Genomic DNA, 17,015 nt, shown 5'->3' with positions numbered 1-17,015 from the left:
TGCGCTCTCACGCTGGTGTTTTTTTTTTATCAGAATATAATAAATATTATGTCCTGCCCCTGCCGCCAGCTCCTACAGCGGTGTACCCAGCAGGATGTTCGATGGCGCGAACTGCACCTGCACCGGTTTACCGGCGGCAAGCCCGAGGTTTTTCAGGTGCAGCGGCTCGGCCAGGGCGCAAAGTGTCTGGCCATTGGGCAGGCCGATGCGCACTTCGCTGGGGTTGTCTTCGGCGTCGAGGATTTCTTCGATCGTGCCCTTCAGGCAATTGTTGCCATGTGTTGCAGCTTGATCGATGCCAAGCAGTTCCAGCCAACCGGCCTTGATCAGTGCGACCACTTCGGTACCCGTTTCCAGCTCCAGGCGCAGGGTGCTGTCGTGAGTGATCTGCGCGTCAATGAGCAAGCCTTCGGCCAGTTCAAGGCGGATCCGGTCGTTGCGCCCCTGTGCATCGATCGCCACGACCTTGCCGTGCAGTTGATTGCGCGCGCTGGTTCTGAGCATCAGCCGACCTAGCAAGTCCAGGTCGCTGGCCTCTTCGGCGGCTTCCAGAACCTGAGCCTGCAACGCTTGCAGCTTTTGATACAGGCGCAACACGCGCTCGCCTTCGCTGGACAATTTGGCGCCACCGCCGCCCTTGCCACCAACGCTGCGCTCCACCAGTGGTTTTTGCGCGAGGTTGTTCAGCTCGTCGATGGCGTCCCACGCGGCCTTGTAACTCAGGCCGGCGCTTTTTGCGGCGCGGGTGATCGAACCCTGTTCGGCGATGTGTTGCAGCAACGCGATGCGCTGCGGACGACGGACAATGTGCTGGGACAACAACGTAGGCAAGGACATGGCAAGGCGCTTTGGGCTGTGGCGATGGATGGGACGTTGGCGGCTTGGCGTGCGGGAGTCAAGTCAGGCCCCATCGCCAGGTTTTGGGGTACGGGCCAGGCAGTAGACGTCGACCCGCGTCGCACCCGCTGCCATCAACAGCCGGGCCAGGGCCTGTACGGTGGCGCCGGTGGTCAGCACATCGTCCACCAGTGCGAAGTGGCGACCTTTGACCGAAGCCTCGGGCGCCAGGGCGAAGGCGTGGCGCAGGTTCTTTTTACGTGCGTCGGCATTAAGGTCTTGTTGCGCGCTGGTGTCCTGAATCCTCACCAACAGCGTTTCATCACAAGGAATGTCGAGGCCGGCGCTGAGCCAGCGGGCGAGCATCGCCGCCTGGTTGAAACCCCGCTGGCGCAGCCGCTTGGGGGCCAGCGGTACCGGTATCAGCGCGTCGGGCCGATCCAGATCTTCATCGAAGCGATGTTGCAGGAACTGAGCAAGAAGTTCGGCGAGCAGGCGGCCAAACGGCCATTTTGCGCTGTGCTTGAAGCGGGTGATCAAACTGTCGACGGGAAAGCTGTAAGTCCAGGGAGCGGCGACTCGCTCGAAGGCTGGCGGTTGTTTCAGGCATTGGCCGCACGTCAGACCGGTGGCGGGCAAGGGCAGGGCGCAGGTATGGCATTGGTCGCCCAGCCAGGGCAGCTCGGTTTCGCAGGCCATGCAGATCGGTAGGGTGTCGTCCGCGATCTCTGAGCAGAGCAAACAGGATTGTTTGTTTTTTAACCAGATGTAAACCGGTCCTTCGTATCGTGGTTGACAGTGCATGAGTCTTCCTTAAATATGCCGAACATCCGTGTCGCGTCTGTGGGTATTCCATTCCCCAGTCGCTTGCCAAGCATAACCAAGGAATCGCCCATGAGCGCCAGCACCACTGCCACCCTGCGTCACGACTGGTCTTTGGCTGAAGTCAAAGCACTCTTCGTTCAGCCATTCAATGACCTGTTGTTCCAGGCGCAGACGGTGCACCGCGCGCATTTCGACGCCAATCGCGTCCAGGTTTCCACCCTGCTGTCGATCAAGACCGGCGCGTGCCCTGAAGATTGCAAATATTGTCCGCAGTCGGGTCACTACAACACTGGCCTGGAAAAAGAAAAACTGATGGAAGTGCAGAAGGTCCTCGAAGAGGCTGCTCGCGCCAAGGCTATCGGTTCGACCCGTTTCTGCATGGGCGCGGCGTGGAAACACCCGTCGGCCAAAGACATGCCTTACGTGCTGGAGATGGTCAAAGGCGTGAAAGCCATGGGCCTGGAAACCTGCATGACCCTTGGTCGTCTCGATCAGGACCAGACCGTCGCCCTGGCCGAAGCCGGCCTGGACTACTACAACCACAACCTCGACACCTCGCCTGAGTTCTACGGCAGCATCATCACCACCCGCACTTACAGCGAGCGCCTGCAAACCCTGGCCTACGTGCGTGATTCGGGGATGAAGATCTGCTCCGGCGGCATTCTCGGCATGGGCGAGTCCCTCGACGACCGCGCCAACCTGCTGATCCAGCTGGCCAACCTGCCGGAGCATCCAGAGTCGGTGCCGATCAACATGCTGGTGAAAGTCGCCGGCACGCCGCTGGAAAATGCCGACGACGTCGACCCGTTCGATTTCATCCGCATGCTCGCCGTTGCACGCATCCTGATGCCGAAATCCCACGTACGCCTGTCCGCCGGTCGCGAAGCGATGAACGAGCAGATGCAGGCCCTGGCGTTCTTTGCCGGCGCCAACTCGATTTTCTACGGCGAAAAACTGCTGACCACCGCCAACCCGCAGGCGGACAAGGACATGCAACTGTTCTCGCGTCTGGGCATCCTGCCGGAAGCTCGCGAGGAGCACGCCGACGAAGTGCATCAGGCCGCCATCGAACAGGCACTGGTGGAGCAGAAGAGCAGCGAGCAGTTCTATAACGCTGCTGTTTAACCACGTTCAGGCTTTTCTGTAGGAGCTGCCGAAAGCTGCGATCTTTTCTGGATCGAAGCTGATACGGGCAAGATCAAAAGATCGCAGCCTTCGGCAGCTCCTACAGATGTTCGTGCCTCTCTTCTACTCGCGAGGTCTGCATGTCTTTCGATCTCAGCGCGCGCCTTGCTGCCCGTCGTGCCGAAAACCTTTATCGCCAGCGCCCGCTGCTTGAAAGCCCTCAAGGCCCGGAAGTGGTGGTCGATGGTCAGCCATTGCTGGCGTTCTGTAACAACGATTACCTGGGCCTGGCCAATCACCCGCAAGTGATCGAAGCCTGGCGCGCCGGCGCGTCGCGTTGGGGCGTGGGCGGTGGTGCTTCGCATCTGGTGATTGGCCACAGCGGCCCGCATCACGCGCTGGAAGAAGCCCTTGCCGAATTCACCGGCCGCCCGCGCGCACTGCTGTTCACCACCGGCTACATGGCCAACCTCGGCGCGGTCACCGCATTGGTCGGGCAGGGCGATACGGTGCTGGAAGACCGGCTCAATCACGCGTCGTTGCTGGATGCCGGTTTGCTGTCCGGTGCGCGTTTCAATCGCTATCTGCATAACGACGCGGCCAGTCTGGCCAAACGCCTTGAGAAGGCCACCGGCAATACGCTGGTGGTCACCGACGGCGTGTTCAGCATGGACGGCGACATCGCCGATCTGCCGGCGCTGGCGCGGGAAGCCAAGGCCAAGGGTGCCTGGTTGATGGTCGATGACGCTCACGGCTTTGGTCCGCTGGGCGCCAATGGCGGTGGGGTCGTCGAGCATTTTGGCCTGAGTCAGGACGATGTGCCGGTACTGGTCGGCACTCTCGGCAAGGCGTTCGGTACGGCCGGTGCTTTTGTGGCTGGCAGTGAAGAATTGATCGAGAGCCTGATCCAGTTCGCTCGCCCTTACATCTACACCACTAGCCAACCGCCGGCGCTGGCCTGCGCGACGCTGAAAAGCCTTGAGCTGCTGCGCAGCGAACACTGGCGACGTGAGCATTTGCAGGCGCTGATTCGCCAGTTCCGCCAAGGCGCCGAGCAGATTGGCCTGGAATTGATGGACAGCTTCACGCCGATCCAGCCGATCATGATTGGCGACGCCGGGCGTGCGGTCCGGCTGTCGCAGATGCTGCGTGAGCGTGGCCTGATGGTGACCGCGATCCGTCCACCGACCGTGCCCGCCGGCAGCGCCCGCTTGCGCGTAACCCTGACCGCCGCCCACAGCGAGGCGCAGGTGCAGCTATTGTTAAATGGACTGGCCGATTGTTTTCAACAACTGGGACCGGAGCCAAGCCATGCGTGATCGTCTGATTCTGCTGCCGGGCTGGGGTCTCGGGATTTCTCCGCTGGAACCCTTGGCGGCTGCCTTGCAAGGCCTGGATGAGCATCTGCGCGTCGAAATCGAACCACTGCCGGAACTGGAATCGAGCGACCTTGAAGAATGGCTCGATGAACTGGATTCGACGCTGCCCCAGGATGCCTGGCTCGGTGGCTGGTCATTGGGCGGCATGCTGGCGTCCGAATTGGCGGCGAAGCGTGGTGACCGTTGCTGCGGTTTGGTGACCCTGGCGAGTAATCCTTCTTTTGTCGCCCATGAGCAGTGGTCGAGCGGGATGCCCGGCGAGACCTTCGACGCGTTTCTGGCCGGTTGCAAAGCCGACCCAGGCATGACTTTGAAACGTTTCTCGCTGCTGTGCACCCAAGGTGCCGCAGACCCGCGCGGGCTATCGCGGCTGTTGCTCGCTGGCGCACCGCTTTCGTCTCCATCGGTGCTGATGAGCGGCCTGGAGTTGCTTGCACAGCTGGATACCCGGCAAGCGTTGCAGGCGTTTCGCGGTCCGCAATTGCACTTGTTCGGTGGTCTCGACGGATTGGTCCCGGCCGAAGCGGCGGGGGATTTGCTGGCGCTGCTGCCGGATGTCGAAATCGGTCTGATTGAACAGGCCAGCCACGCGTTTCTTCTGGAGGACCCCCACGGTGTGGCGGGGGCGATTCAGGCCTTTTTGCATGAGTCCGGTGATGACTGATTTGTCCCTTCCCAACATGCCCGGCGGCTTGCCCGATAAACGCCAGGTCGCGGCGTCCTTTTCCCGAGCGGCGGCGAGCTACGACAGCGTGGCCGAATTGCAGCGCGACGTTGGCAATGAATTGTTGCGTCGCTTGCCGGAGGATTTTGTCCCGGGTCGATGGCTGGACATGGGTTGTGGCACCGGGTATTTCAGCCGTGCGCTCGGTGAGCGTTTTCCTGCCGGCAACGGGCTGGCCCTTGATATCGCAGAGGGGATGCTCAGTCACGCCCGTCCCTTGGGCGGCGCCAACCATTTCATCGCCGGTGATGCCGAACGCTTGCCGTTGCAGGATTCGACCTGCGACCTGGTCTTCTCCAGCCTGGCGGTGCAATGGTGCGCGGATTTCGCCTCGGTGCTCAACGAAGCGCATCGGGTGCTGAAACCGGGCGGTATTTTCGCGTTTGCTAGTCTGTGTGTAGGGACTCTGTACGAATTGCGCGACAGCTGGCGTCAGGTGGATGGCATGGTGCACGTCAACCGCTTCCGCGAGTTCGGTATTTACCAACAGCTTTGCGCGGGCAGTGGCTTGAAGGTCATCAGCCTTGAAACACATCCGCATGTGTTGCATTACCCCGATGTCCGCAGCCTGACCCATGAGCTCAAGGCACTGGGGGCGCATAACCTGAACCCCGGTCGGCCGGGCGGTTTGACCGGCAGGGCGCGAATCCTCGGCTTGATCGAGGCTTACGAGCAGTTTCGTCAGGCACAGGGACTGCCGGCGACTTATCAAGTGGTTTACGCCGTTCTGGAGAAACCCTTATGAGCGCAGCCTATTTCATCACCGGTACTGACACCGATGTCGGCAAGACCACCGTCGCCGCAGGTTTGCTGCATGCCGCGCGATTGGCGGGCTTGAGCACGGCGGCGGGTAAGCCGGTAGCCTCCGGGTGTGAGCTGACGCCCAAGGGATTACGCAACGCCGACGCACTGGCACTGCTGGCCGAATGCTCGATACCGTTGACCTACGATCAGGTCAATCCGGTCGCGTTCGAGCCGGCAATCGCACCGCATCTGGCGGCGCGGGAGGCTGGCGTGGCGTTGACTGTGCAATCGTTGTTGACGCCGATGCGGCAGATTCTCGATCTGCAGGCGGACTTCACTTTGATCGAAGGCGCTGGCGGCTGGCGAGTGCCGTTGGCGGATCAGGACAATCTGTCAGACCTGGCCATGGCGCTGGATCTGCCGGTGATCCTGGTGGTCGGCGTGCGTCTGGGCTGCATCAACCATGCGCTGCTGACGGCTGAGGCAATTGCTCGGGATGGTTTGCAGTTGGCGGGGTGGGTGGCGAACATCATCGATCCGAAGACCTCGCGGCTGGAAGAGAACCTGGCGACACTGGCCGAGCGCATTCCCGCGCCGTGCCTGGGGCGGGTGCCGAAACTCAAGTCGGTGACGGCCGAAGCAGTGGCCGAACATCTACAGCTGGATCTGCTGGACTGACGTTTCTGGCGTGGGTTTTACCTATGATAAGGCACTGTGCCATTAGTGTTTTTGTCGGGCCTTTTAGCGGCGTGTCTGGTTCAATGGCCGCTGTTGATCCTTTGTAGGACGAGTTCTCCCATGGAAATCTCAGGAAACACCGCTTTTTATGCCGGTCTGAGCACTATTCAGACAGGGCAGAACCGTGTCGATCAGGCTTCGGGGCAGATCGCCAACAACACCATCGAGCGTTCGGTCACCAGTCAGTCCTCCGAGGTTCAGGTCGATCGTCTGCGCTCGGTAGACCGCAGCCAGCAATCGGATCTGGCCAGCAATGTGGTCGAGATGTCTCAAGGCAAGTTCCAGGTGGAACTTGGCGTCAAAGTCGCCAAGGCCTCCGATGAAATGCTCGGCACGTTGATCGATACCTTCGCCTGATTCCTCACTGAATTCACTATCCCAGCGCCGCGCCTGTCCGCGGCGTTTTTCTGCGTAAGTCCTTCTCCCTCAACTAATCTCTCCTACATGACGTGTTGCTCAATCAACGACGTTGCGCCACTGCGCGCCCAAGATTTTCATAGATCGAAGACGAACGGCAAAAGATCGGCGCTTGACAAGATTTGGGCGTAAACGTATGTTTCAAACAACTGTTTGACCGTCACAACAAATCACCACGGTCGTTCATTCCCGGTTACATCAGCAGAGGTTTATCGCTATGCCTGACTACAAGGCCCCCTTGCGTGATATTCGCTTCGTTCGTGACGAACTGCTCGGCTACGAAGCGCACTATCAGAGCCTTCCGGCTTGCCAGGACGCAACTCCGGACATGGTTGACGCCATTCTCGAAGAAGGCGCCAAGTTTTGTGAGCAGGTGCTGGCGCCGCTGAACCGCGTGGGTGACACCGAAGGCTGCACCTGGAGCGAGTCCGGCGTTAAAACCCCGACCGGCTTCAAAGAAGCCTACAAGCAATTCGTTGAAGGCGGCTGGCCAAGTCTGGCCCACGACGTAGAGCACGGCGGCCAGGGCTTGCCGGAGTCTCTGGGCCTGGCTGTCAGCGAAATGGTGGGTGAAGCCAACTGGTCGTGGGGCATGTACCCAGGCCTGTCCCATGGCGCGATGAACACCATTTCCGAACACGGCACGCCTGAGCAGCAAGAGGCTTACCTGACCAAACTGGTTTCCGGCGAATGGACCGGCACCATGTGCCTGACCGAACCGCACTGCGGCACTGACTTGGGCATGTTGCGCACCAAGGCCGAACCTCAGGCCGACGGCTCCTACAAAGTGTCCGGCACCAAGATCTTCATCTCGGCCGGTGAGCACGACATGGCCGACAACATCGTCCACATCGTTCTGGCACGTCTGCCGGACGCACCTGCCGGCACCAAAGGCATCTCGCTGTTCATCGTGCCGAAATTCCTGCCGAACGCAGATGGCTCGATCGGCGCGCGCAACGCTGTGAGCTGTGGTTCCCTGGAACACAAGATGGGCATCCACGGCAACGCCACCTGCGTGATGAACTTCGACGCGGCCACCGGTTACCTGATCGGCCCGGCGAACAAAGGCCTGAACTGCATGTTCACCTTCATGAACACCGCACGTCTGGGTACCGCGCTGCAAGGTCTGGCACACGCCGAGATCGGCTTCCAGGGCGGCCTGAAATACGCTCGCGATCGTCTGCAAATGCGCTCCCTGACTGGCCCGAAAGCGCCGGACAAAGCCGCTGACCCGATCATCGTTCACCCTGATGTACGTCGCATGCTGTTGACCATGAAGGCGTTCGCCGAAGGCAACCGTGCGATGGTTTACTTCACCGCCAAGCAAGTCGACATCGTCAAATACGGCGTCGATGAAGAAGAGAAGAAGAAAGCCGACGCATTGCTGGCCTTCATGACGCCGATCGCCAAAGCCTTCATGACTGAAGTCGGTTTCGAATCCGCCAACCACGGCGTGCAGATCTACGGTGGCCACGGCTTCATCGCCGAGTGGGGCATGGAGCAGAACGTTCGCGACAGCCGTATTTCGATGCTGTACGAAGGCACCACCGGCATTCAGGCACTCGACCTGCTGGGCCGTAAAGTGCTGATGACTCAAGGCGAAGCGCTCAAGGGCTTCACCAAGATCGTCCACAAGTTCTGCCAGAGCAACGAAGGCAATGACGCGGTCAAAGAGTTCGTCGAGCCATTGGCTGCGCTGAACAAAGAATGGGGCGAGCTGACCATGAAGGTCGGTATGGCGGCCATGAAAGATCGCGAAGAAGTCGGCGCAGCATCCGTGGACTACCTGATGTACTCCGGTTACGCCTGCCTGGCCTACTTCTGGGCTGACATGGCGCGTCTGGCGGCCGAGAAACTGGCTGCCGGCACCACCGAAGAGGCGTTCTACACCGCCAAGCTGCAGACTGCGCGCTTCTACTTCCAGCGCATCCTGCCGCGTACCCGCACTCACGTTGCAACCATGCTGTCGGGCGCCAACAACCTGATGGACATGAAAGAAGAAGACTTCGCATTGGGTTACTAAGCCCTACGCAGTCTCTTCACAAAGCCGCTGCTTCTTCGGAAGCAGCGGCTTTTTTATGCCTGACGCAAACGATCACGTCTTTAAATATTCCTGACTAAAACGCTAAGAAGAACGACTTTGCTGCCGTTAAAGAGGCTGCGATGTGACACGTGTCACATTGCACGTGCTTAGCTGCTCCAAATGCAGGCACAATGCCATCTTTGTTTGCCGGGTCGGAGCTTTACCCTTGCCGCGTTCTTCCGCTGTACGTTTCAGCCATTTTTTGCCATCGCTGCTGTTGTTGCTCGCGGGGCTTGCGGCTGCCTACGTCAAGGATCTCAACGTCTTCTTCACTTCGCTGTTCAACGTGCTGCCCACTCTGGTGCTGTTGCTCGGCGGTGCGTATTGCGCGGTTTACCGACGTCAGCGTGAACTGTTTCTGATGGTCACGGTGTACATTGCCTACTTCCTGCTCGACACCCAGACCGACTATTACCGCGACAACGGCAAGGTTCGTGAAGACGCCGCCGTGGTGTTCCATCTGTGCTGTCTGTTGTTGCCATTGCTGTTTGGCTTGTTCGCCGCCTGGCAAGAGCGCACTCACCTGTTCCAGGACATGGTGGCGCGCTTCGCTGTGTTGCTGGCGTTCGGCAGTGTGGCGCTGGGGCTGGAGCAAAGTTACCCACAGGCGCTGCTGATGTGGCTGTCGGAGATCCGCTGGCCAGCATTGCATGGTGCGTGGATGAGCTTGATCCAATTGTCTTATCCCGTGTTCATCGCCTCGTTCCTGTTATTGGCCTGGCAATACTGGCGCAACCCAAGACCCTTGCACGCTGCGCAATTGGTGGGGCTGTTGGGATTGTTCTGGATGTTGCCGAAAACCTTCATCCTGCCCTTCACCCTGAACATCATGTGCAGCCAGGTGATGTTGATGATTGCCGCCGCGGTTGCGCATGAGGCCTATCAAATGGCCTTCCGCGACGAACTCACCGGCCTGCCGGGGCGCCGCGCCCTGAACGAACGCATGCAACGGCTGGGGCGCAATTACGTGCTGGCGATGAGCGACGTCGACCACTTCAAGAAATTCAACGACACCCACGGCCACGATGTCGGCGACCAAGTGTTGCGACTGGTGGCCAGCAAGCTGTCGAAAATCAGTGGTGGCGGTAGGGCATATCGCTACGGCGGTGAGGAATTTGCCTTGGTGTTCGCAGGCAAGACCCTCGAAGAGTGCATGCCGCACCTGGAAGTCATCCGCGAATCCATCGCCACTTACAATATCCAGCTGCGCAATCAGGACAGCCGTCCCCAGGATGACCAGCAGGGACGCCAGCGTCGCGCGGGTTCGGGCGCCTCGAGTGTTTCGGTCACCGTCAGCATCGGCGTCGCCGAACGGCTGGAACAACGCACCCCCGAAGAAGTGCTCAAATCCGCCGACCAGGCGCTCTACAGCGCCAAGGGCGCGGGGCGAAACTGTGTGATGGCCTTCGGTCAGAACCGCCGTGGCGCGGTGCGCATGGACGCTGCTGCGGGTTGAGTGATGATGGCGCATTCAGCGTCTGGACTGTGATTGTGAGGTCTGATGCACGGCAGTAGGTTTGAGCCATCTGCTGCCGGAGAAATGACCATGCCCGAGTACAAAGCTCCCCTGCGCGACATGCGCTTTCTGATCGATCACGTCTTCGATTTTCACAGCAACTACGCCGCGCTGGGGGCCACCGATGCCAGCCCGGACATGGTCAATGCGATCCTCGAAGAAGGCGCGAAATTCTGCGAGAACGTTCTCGCACCGCTGAACCGCAGCGGCGACGAAGAAGGCTGTCATTTCGACAACGGTGTAGTCACAACGCCTACAGGATTCAAGCAAGCATTCGCACAATACGTGGAAGGCGGCTGGCATGGTCTGGCGGCGGATCCGGCTTACGGCGGTCAGGGCTTGCCAAGTTCCTTGGGGCTGGTCATCAGCGAAATGGTCGGCTCCAGCAACACGTCCTGGGGCATGTACCCCGGCCTGACCCACGGTGCGATGTCGGCCATCCATGCGCATGGCACTGAAGAACAGAAACAGACCTATCTGAGCAAGCTCACCGCAGGCCAATGGACCGGCACCATGTGCCTGACCGAAGCCCATTGCGGCACCGATCTGGGCATCATCAAGACCCGCGCCGTACCGCAGGCCGACGGCAGTTACGCGATCTCCGGCAGCAAGATATTCATCTCCGCCGGCGAACACGACATGAGTGACAACATCATTCATCTGGTGCTGGCCAAACTGCCGGACGCGCCAGCGGGGACCAAAGGCATTTCGCTGTTTATCGTGCCCAAATTCCTACCCAATGCCGAGGGCGAGGCGGGCGAGCGCAATGGCGTTTCCTGTGGCTCGATCGAACACAAAATGGGCATCAAGGCCTCGGCCACCTGCGTGCTGAATTTCGATGACGCCAAGGGTTTCTTGATCGGTGAGCCGAACAAGGGCCTGAACTGCATGTTCACCATGATGAACCACGCGCGGCTCGGCACCGGCATGCAAGGTTTGTGTCTGGGGGAGGCGAGCTTCCAGGGCGCAATCAAATACGCCAACGACCGTCTGCAAATGCGCTCGCTGACCGGCCCGAAAGCGCCGGAAAAACCCGCCGACCCGATCATCGTTCATCCCGATGTGCGCAGGATGTTACTGACGATGAAGGCCTTCAACGAGGGCAACCGGGCACTGACTTACTTCACCGCACAGTTGTTGGACGCTGCGCATCTGAGCCCGGATGAAGCGGCGCGTCAGGACGCTGAGGATTTGCTGGCGTTCCTCACACCGATCTGCAAAGCCTTCATGACCGACACCGGGCTGGAGGTGACCAACCTTGGCATGCAGGTGTTTGGCGGCCACGGTTTCATTCGTGAGTGGGGCATGGAGCAGTTGGTTCGCGACTGCCGGATCGCGCCGATCTACGAAGGCACCAACGGCATTCAGGCGCTGGATCTGCTTGGGCGCAAAGTCCTTGGCAGTCAGGGAAAACTGCTGCGCGGCTTCACTAAAATCGTCCACAAGTTCTGTGCGGCAAACGCTGAGCATCCGCAACTCGGCAGTTATTTTGCGCAACTCAACGGACTGAACCAGCAGTGGGGCGAGTTGACTTCCAGGATCGGCATGGCCGCGATGAAAAATCCGGATGAAGTCGGCGCCGCCTCGGTGGATTACCTGATGTATAGCGGCTACATCATCCTCGGCTACCTGTGGCTACGCATGGCGCTGGTGGCTCAGGCGCAGTTGGAGTCGGGCAGCGGTGATGCCGATTACTGCCGAGGAAAACTGGCGACCAGCGAGTTTTACTTCAAGCGTTTACTGCCGCGTACGGCTGCTCATCGGGCGGCCATCGAGGCGGGTAGCGATTGTCTGATGAAGCTGCCGGCGGAGTTGTTTGCGCTTTAATCATTCGAATCAGCCATAAAGAAGCCCGCCTCGCTGCGGGCTTCTTTATGGGGGAGCAAGCAAGTGACTAAAAATAACAAAATGGTCATAGGCTGACCCTATGTGTCGTAAAAGTTGTTGAGGTACACTCGGACACAGCGAAATCACTATTCCTACGAACCACCTGTTTAGATCTTGCGAGGTTTGCCATGGCTGACTACAAAGCGCCCCTGCGCGATATGCGCTTCGTCCTCAATGAAGTTTTCGAGGTCGCCAAACTCTGGGCCGAACTGCCTGCGCTCGCCGAGACCGTCGATGCTGAAACTGTCGAAGCCATTCTGGAAGAAGCCGGCAAGGTCACCAGCAAAAGCATCGCGCCCCTGAGCCGTGCGGCTGACGAAGAAGGTTGCCACTGGGCCGACGGTGCCGTCAGCACCCCGGCTGGTTTCCCACAGGCGTATCAGACCTACGCTGAAGGCGGTTGGGTCGGTGTCGGTGGCGATCCGACCTACGGTGGCATGGGCATGCCCAAGGCTGTTTCGGCGCAGGTCGAAGAAATGGTCAACTCCGCCAGCCTGTCGTTCGGTCTGTACCCGATGCTGACCGCCGGCGCCTGCCTGTCGATCAACGCCCACGCCAGCGAAGAGCTGAAAGCCGCGTACCTGCCGAACATGTACGCCGGTGTCTGGGCCGGTTCCATGTGCTTGACCGAGCCGCACGCCGGTACTGATCTGGGGATTATCCGCACCAAGGCCGAACCTCAGGCTGACGGTTCCTACAAGGTCAGCGGCACCAAGATCTTCATCACCGGCGGTGAACACGACCTGACCGAGAACATCATCCACCTGGTACTGGCCAAGCTGCCGGACGCGCCAGCAGGGCCGAAAGGTATTTCGCTGTTCCTGGTGCCGAAGTTCATGGTCAATGCCGACGGCAGCCTCGGTGCGCGCAACCCGGCGACCTGTGGTTCGATCGAACACAAGATGGGTATCCAGGCATCCGCAACCTGTGTGATGAACTTCGACGAAGCCGTGGGTTACCTGGTCGGCGAGCCGAACAAAGGCCTGGCGGCGATGTTCACCATGATGAACTACGAGCGTCTGGGTGTCGGCATCCAGGGCCTGGCCTCGGGTGAACGTTCCTACCAGAACGCCATTGAATACGCTCGCGACCGCCTGCAGAGCCGTTCGCCGACCGGCGCGCAGAACAAGGACAAAGTGGCTGACCCGATCATCGTCCACCCTGACGTGCGTCGCATGCTGCTGACCATGAAAGCCTCGAACGAAGGCGGCCGTGCATTTTCCACTTACGTGGCTATGCAACTGGACACCGCCAAGTTCAGCGAAGACGCCACCACTCGCAAACGTGCAGAAGACCTGGTCGCACTGTTGACGCCTGTGGCCAAGGCATTCCTGACTGACCTGGGGCTGGAAACCACGGTTCACGGCCAGCAGATTTTTGGCGGCCACGGCTACATCCGTGAGTGGGGCCAGGAGCAGTTGGTTCGCGACGTGCGCATCACGCAGATCTACGAAGGCACCAACGGTATTCAGGCGCTGGACCTTGTCGGGCGCAAGATCGTCGGCAGCGGCGGGGCGTTCTACAAACTGTTCGCTGACGAGATTCGTCATTTCACCGCGACGGCCAGTGCTGATCTGGCGGAGTTCACCAAACCGCTGAACGATGCAGTGGACACCCTTGACGATCTGACCGCATGGCTGCTGGACCGGGCGAAAAACAACCCGAACGAAATCGGCGCTGCGTCGGTCGAGTATCTACAAGCTTTCGGTTACACAGCCTACGCCTACATGTGGGCACTGATGGCCAAGGCAGCCTTCGGTAAAGAAGCGCAGGACGATTTCTACGCGAGCAAACTCGGTACAGCGCGGTTCTATTTCGCCCGTTTGCTGCCGCGTATTCACTCGTTGAGTGCGTCGGTGAAGGCGGGGAGCGAATCGCTGTTCCTGTTGGATGCAGGACAATTCTGACCCTGTAGCGTTATGTAAGCATTCTCTTACGTGACGTGCTGCTGTTTTCCCATATGCGCAGATTGGATCCAGAGCTAATCTACTTCACATGGACGTCGCGCAGGAAGCGCAAAGCAACAACACGGACACGTAGGATTCTGCCAGGACGGCGGAGTGAAATGGATGTCAGGGAAACAGTCTGCAAAGCCCCGCTTCGGCGGGGTTTTCTTTTGGGCGCAAAAAAGTTCAGCTCAACCCATCCAGGGCCGTCGGGCTACGCAAGTGCTCATCCATCACCTCTTCCAGCAGCGTTCGCAACAACGCCAGCGAAGCCTGTTGCCGCTGCACATCCCGACACACCAACCCCACTTTCAGCGGCACCCGCGGCTCACTCAGTGGTTTCCACAGCAGCTCTTGGTCACCATGGGTCTTTTGTGAGCGCCCTGGCAGAACGGTCGCCAGCCGCGTGTGCGGCAGGCTGTCGAGAATCCCTGCCATATTGTTCAGCTCGGCCTGCACCTGCGGCCGGCGCCCAAGACTGGCCAATTGTGCCTGCCAGATCTGCCGCACCTGGAACTCTTCACCCAACAGCAACATGGGCAGCTCGGCGGCCTGACTCATGGAGACCTTCTTGAATTCGCGCAACGGATGGTCCGCCGGGATGACAAGGGTCAGCTCATCTTCGTACAACGGCACGCCGTGCAAACCCGGCTGACGGGGCGGCAGGTAACTGATGCCGATGTCCAGCGAACCATTGAGTAGTCGACGCTCGATTTCCAGGCCGGTCAGTTCATAGATCTGCACCACCAGATGCGGCTGTGCCTTGCGCACGCGCTCGAGCATTTGCGGCACCAGACTGGAGTGGACGGTCTGCAGCACGCCAATGGCCAAGGTTCGCAGCGCCTTGCCCTTGAAATTGCCCAAGGCTTCGCGCGCGCGTTGCAGGCCATCGAGCAAGGGCAGGGCATGGTTGTACAACGTGTGGGCCGCCAGGGTTGGCAGCAGACGTTTGCTGCTGCGTTCGAACAGGCTCACATCGAGGTTCTGTTCGAGTTGGCGGATCTGCTGGGACAACGCTGGCTGGGAGATAGAAAGCCGCTCGGCGGCCCGACCGACGTGGCCCTCTTCGTAGACCGCGACGAAATAACGCAGTTGTTTGAAATCCATAAGTAATACTTATCGAAAATGCTGAGAAATCGAAATGGCTCAGTGCCTTGCCTACGCCTAGTCTAACTGCATTCACAAGGCTTACAGGGCCATAAAGCACGATGAATACCGTTTACAGCGATGGTGTTTACATAGGCAAGGCAAAAAACCTCGGACGAGGTTTTATCCGATGAATCTGTTCAACCTGCGACGTAAGCCACCGAGCCTTGATGACCTGGCGATGGACACTTCCCTGCCGGCCAGAAGCGACAACTTTTCCAGCGAGTGCCTGATGCCCAGTGTCGAACGGCCGAAACAGATTTTCGTGCGTGGCCAAGGCTCCTGGCTGTGGGACAGCGATGACCGCGCTTACCTGGATTTCTCACAGGGTGGTGGCGCCAATAGCCTGGGACACAGCCCTTCAGCACTGGTCAAAGCGATTTCGGAACAGGCTCAGTCGCTGATCAATCCGGGTTTTGGATTGCACAACCGCGGCATGCTCAACCTTGCCGAACGGCTCTGCGCCAGTACCGGCAGTGACCAGGCGTACCTGCTCAACAGTGGCAGCGAAGCCTGTGAAGCGGCGATCAAACTGGCGCGCAAATGGGGCCAGCAATATCGTGGTGGCGCTTCGCGGATCATCGTGGCCAGTAAAGGCTGTCATGGCCGTAGTCTCGGGACGATTTCGGCGTCGGACAGTTCGAATCTGATCAACCGATTCGAGCCACAGCTGCCGGGCTTCAGTCCTGTTCCGTTCAATGACCTGCCAGCCTTGCATGCGGCCGTGGATGCCCAGACAGTCGCGATCATGCTCGAACCGATCCAGAGCGAGGCCGGTGTGATTCCCGCCACCGAGCACTACCTCAAGGGTGTCGAGCGCCTGTGTCGAGAGCTTGGCATTCTGCTGATACTCGACGAAGTGCAAACCGGCGTCGGTCGCTGCGGCGCCTTGCTCGTCGAACAGTCTTACGGCGTGCGGGCAGATATCGTGGTGCTCGGCAAAGGGCTCGGCGGTGGCGTGCCATTGGCGGCATTGTTGGCGCGAGGCAAGGCCTGTTGTTTCGAAGTCGGCGAAATGAGCGGCACTCATCATGGCAATGCGTTGATGAGTGCCGCCGGGCTTGTCGTGCTCGACAGCGTGCAGGACAAGGGCTTTCTCGACCATATGCGGGAAACCGCTCAGCATCTGGGCGAAGGCCTGAGTCGTCTGGCCCATCGCTATAGTCACGGCGAATTGCGCGGGCAAGGGCTGCTCTGGGGGCTCGATCTGTCCGACGATTCCGCCGACGCCGTAGTCAAGGCCGCGTTGTATGAAGGCTTGCTGCTCAACGCCCCGCAACCCGATTGCCTGCGCTTTACCCCGGCCCTCACCGTCAGCAAGGCCAACATCGACGAAATGCTCCTGCGCCTGGCCCGCGCCTTCTCCCGCGTACGCACCGCGCAACTGCAGTGCCGCAAAGGTATTGCGGTCTGATCAGACCCGCCCTACACGAATTTCCGAACCGTCTCGCGGTATAACGCATCGCCCCACGTTTGATTCTTTTCGCGTGGGGCGTTTTTTTGTCTCTGCGTTTTGCCGAAGGCATTTCAGTGCTTGAGCGATAGCGGGATCAATGGCTTTTTAGAGGGAGTCGGCAAGGAGTGCCGGTGCCAGCGAAACAACATGGTTGTGGCGATGGCTTTGAATTCTATACCACTGGGTGGTATG

General features: G+C 59.6%; 14 protein-coding genes. 11 read left to right on the top strand and 3 right to left on the bottom strand.

Features of this window, described 5'->3' with window-relative positions:
• Positions 1-72: 72 nt before the first annotated feature.
• Positions 73-837: a TOBE domain-containing protein gene (locus ACCC96_RS20820; protein WP_413696772.1), complete on the bottom strand. Its 765-nt coding sequence runs from the start codon at positions 835-837 to the stop codon at positions 73-75.
• A 63-nt stretch (positions 838-900) separates the two neighbouring features.
• The gene (locus ACCC96_RS20815) at positions 901-1,641 is read right to left on the bottom strand and encodes a ComF family protein (RefSeq protein WP_413696771.1); all 741 of its coding nucleotides are present in this window, start codon (positions 1,639-1,641) and stop codon (positions 901-903) included.
• Between the two features lie 90 nt (positions 1,642-1,731).
• Here ACCC96_RS20815 and bioB point away from each other — a divergent pair, with 90 nt between their 5' ends.
• The 10 genes from bioB (at position 1,732) to ACCC96_RS20765 (ending at position 14,182) form a co-directional block, all read left to right on the top strand.
• Positions 1,732-2,787: a biotin synthase BioB gene (gene bioB / locus ACCC96_RS20810; protein WP_008008198.1), complete on the top strand. Its 1,056-nt coding sequence runs from the start codon at positions 1,732-1,734 to the stop codon at positions 2,785-2,787.
• 140 nt (positions 2,788-2,927) lie between these two features.
• Positions 2,928-4,106, top strand: a complete 1,179-nt coding sequence (gene bioF, locus ACCC96_RS20805) for an 8-amino-7-oxononanoate synthase (protein WP_413696770.1) — start codon at positions 2,928-2,930, stop codon at positions 4,104-4,106.
• Positions 4,099-4,830: an alpha/beta fold hydrolase gene (locus ACCC96_RS20800; protein ID WP_258671353.1), complete on the top strand. Its 732-nt coding sequence runs from the start codon at positions 4,099-4,101 to the stop codon at positions 4,828-4,830. The genes bioF and ACCC96_RS20800 overlap by 8 nt, the downstream gene beginning before the upstream one ends.
• A complete protein-coding gene (bioC, locus tag ACCC96_RS20795) occupies positions 4,823-5,635 on the top strand; it encodes a malonyl-ACP O-methyltransferase BioC (protein WP_413696769.1) in 813 nt (270 codons plus the stop codon). Before ACCC96_RS20800 ends, bioC begins: the two co-directional genes overlap by 8 nt.
• On the top strand, positions 5,632-6,312 hold the full coding sequence (gene bioD, locus ACCC96_RS20790) for a dethiobiotin synthase (RefSeq protein WP_413696768.1): 681 nt from the start codon (positions 5,632-5,634) through the stop codon (positions 6,310-6,312). The genes bioC and bioD overlap by 4 nt, the downstream gene beginning before the upstream one ends.
• A gap of 120 nt (positions 6,313-6,432) precedes the next feature.
• Positions 6,433-6,729 carry a hypothetical protein gene (locus ACCC96_RS20785; RefSeq protein ID WP_007936482.1) on the top strand — a complete coding sequence of 99 codons (297 nt, stop codon included), beginning with the start codon at positions 6,433-6,435 and terminating at the stop codon, positions 6,727-6,729.
• 277 nt (positions 6,730-7,006) lie between these two features.
• Positions 7,007-8,812: a phenylacyl-CoA dehydrogenase gene (locus ACCC96_RS20780; protein WP_007936490.1), complete on the top strand. Its 1,806-nt coding sequence runs from the start codon at positions 7,007-7,009 to the stop codon at positions 8,810-8,812.
• A gap of 226 nt (positions 8,813-9,038) precedes the next feature.
• A complete protein-coding gene (locus ACCC96_RS20775; RefSeq protein ID WP_018928822.1) occupies positions 9,039-10,328 on the top strand; it encodes a GGDEF domain-containing protein in 1,290 nt (429 codons plus the stop codon).
• 90 nt (positions 10,329-10,418) lie between these two features.
• A complete protein-coding gene (locus tag ACCC96_RS20770; RefSeq protein ID WP_413696767.1) occupies positions 10,419-12,215 on the top strand; it encodes an acyl-CoA dehydrogenase C-terminal domain-containing protein in 1,797 nt (598 codons plus the stop codon).
• 188 nt (positions 12,216-12,403) lie between these two features.
• The gene (locus tag ACCC96_RS20765) at positions 12,404-14,182 is read left to right on the top strand and encodes an acyl-CoA dehydrogenase C-terminal domain-containing protein (protein ID WP_413696766.1); all 1,779 of its coding nucleotides are present in this window, start codon (positions 12,404-12,406) and stop codon (positions 14,180-14,182) included.
• A gap of 225 nt (positions 14,183-14,407) precedes the next feature.
• On the opposite strand, the gene ACCC96_RS20760 is transcribed toward ACCC96_RS20765, so the two are convergent.
• Positions 14,408-15,328 carry a LysR family transcriptional regulator gene (locus ACCC96_RS20760; protein WP_028940266.1) on the bottom strand — a complete coding sequence of 307 codons (921 nt, stop codon included), beginning with the start codon at positions 15,326-15,328 and terminating at the stop codon, positions 14,408-14,410.
• A 169-nt stretch (positions 15,329-15,497) separates the two neighbouring features.
• On the opposite strand from ACCC96_RS20760, the gene ACCC96_RS20755 reads away from it, so the two are divergent.
• Positions 15,498-16,781, top strand: a complete 1,284-nt coding sequence (locus tag ACCC96_RS20755; protein ID WP_413696765.1) for an aspartate aminotransferase family protein — start codon at positions 15,498-15,500, stop codon at positions 16,779-16,781.
• Positions 16,782-17,015 lie beyond the last annotated feature (234 nt).

This window comes from Pseudomonas sp. Pseusp11 (assembly GCF_047304405.1).
Taxonomy (GTDB): Bacteria; Pseudomonadota; Gammaproteobacteria; order Pseudomonadales; family Pseudomonadaceae; genus Aquipseudomonas.
The sequence above is the reverse complement of the archived record's forward strand: the minus strand, read 5'-3'. Positions and strand labels throughout refer to the sequence as shown.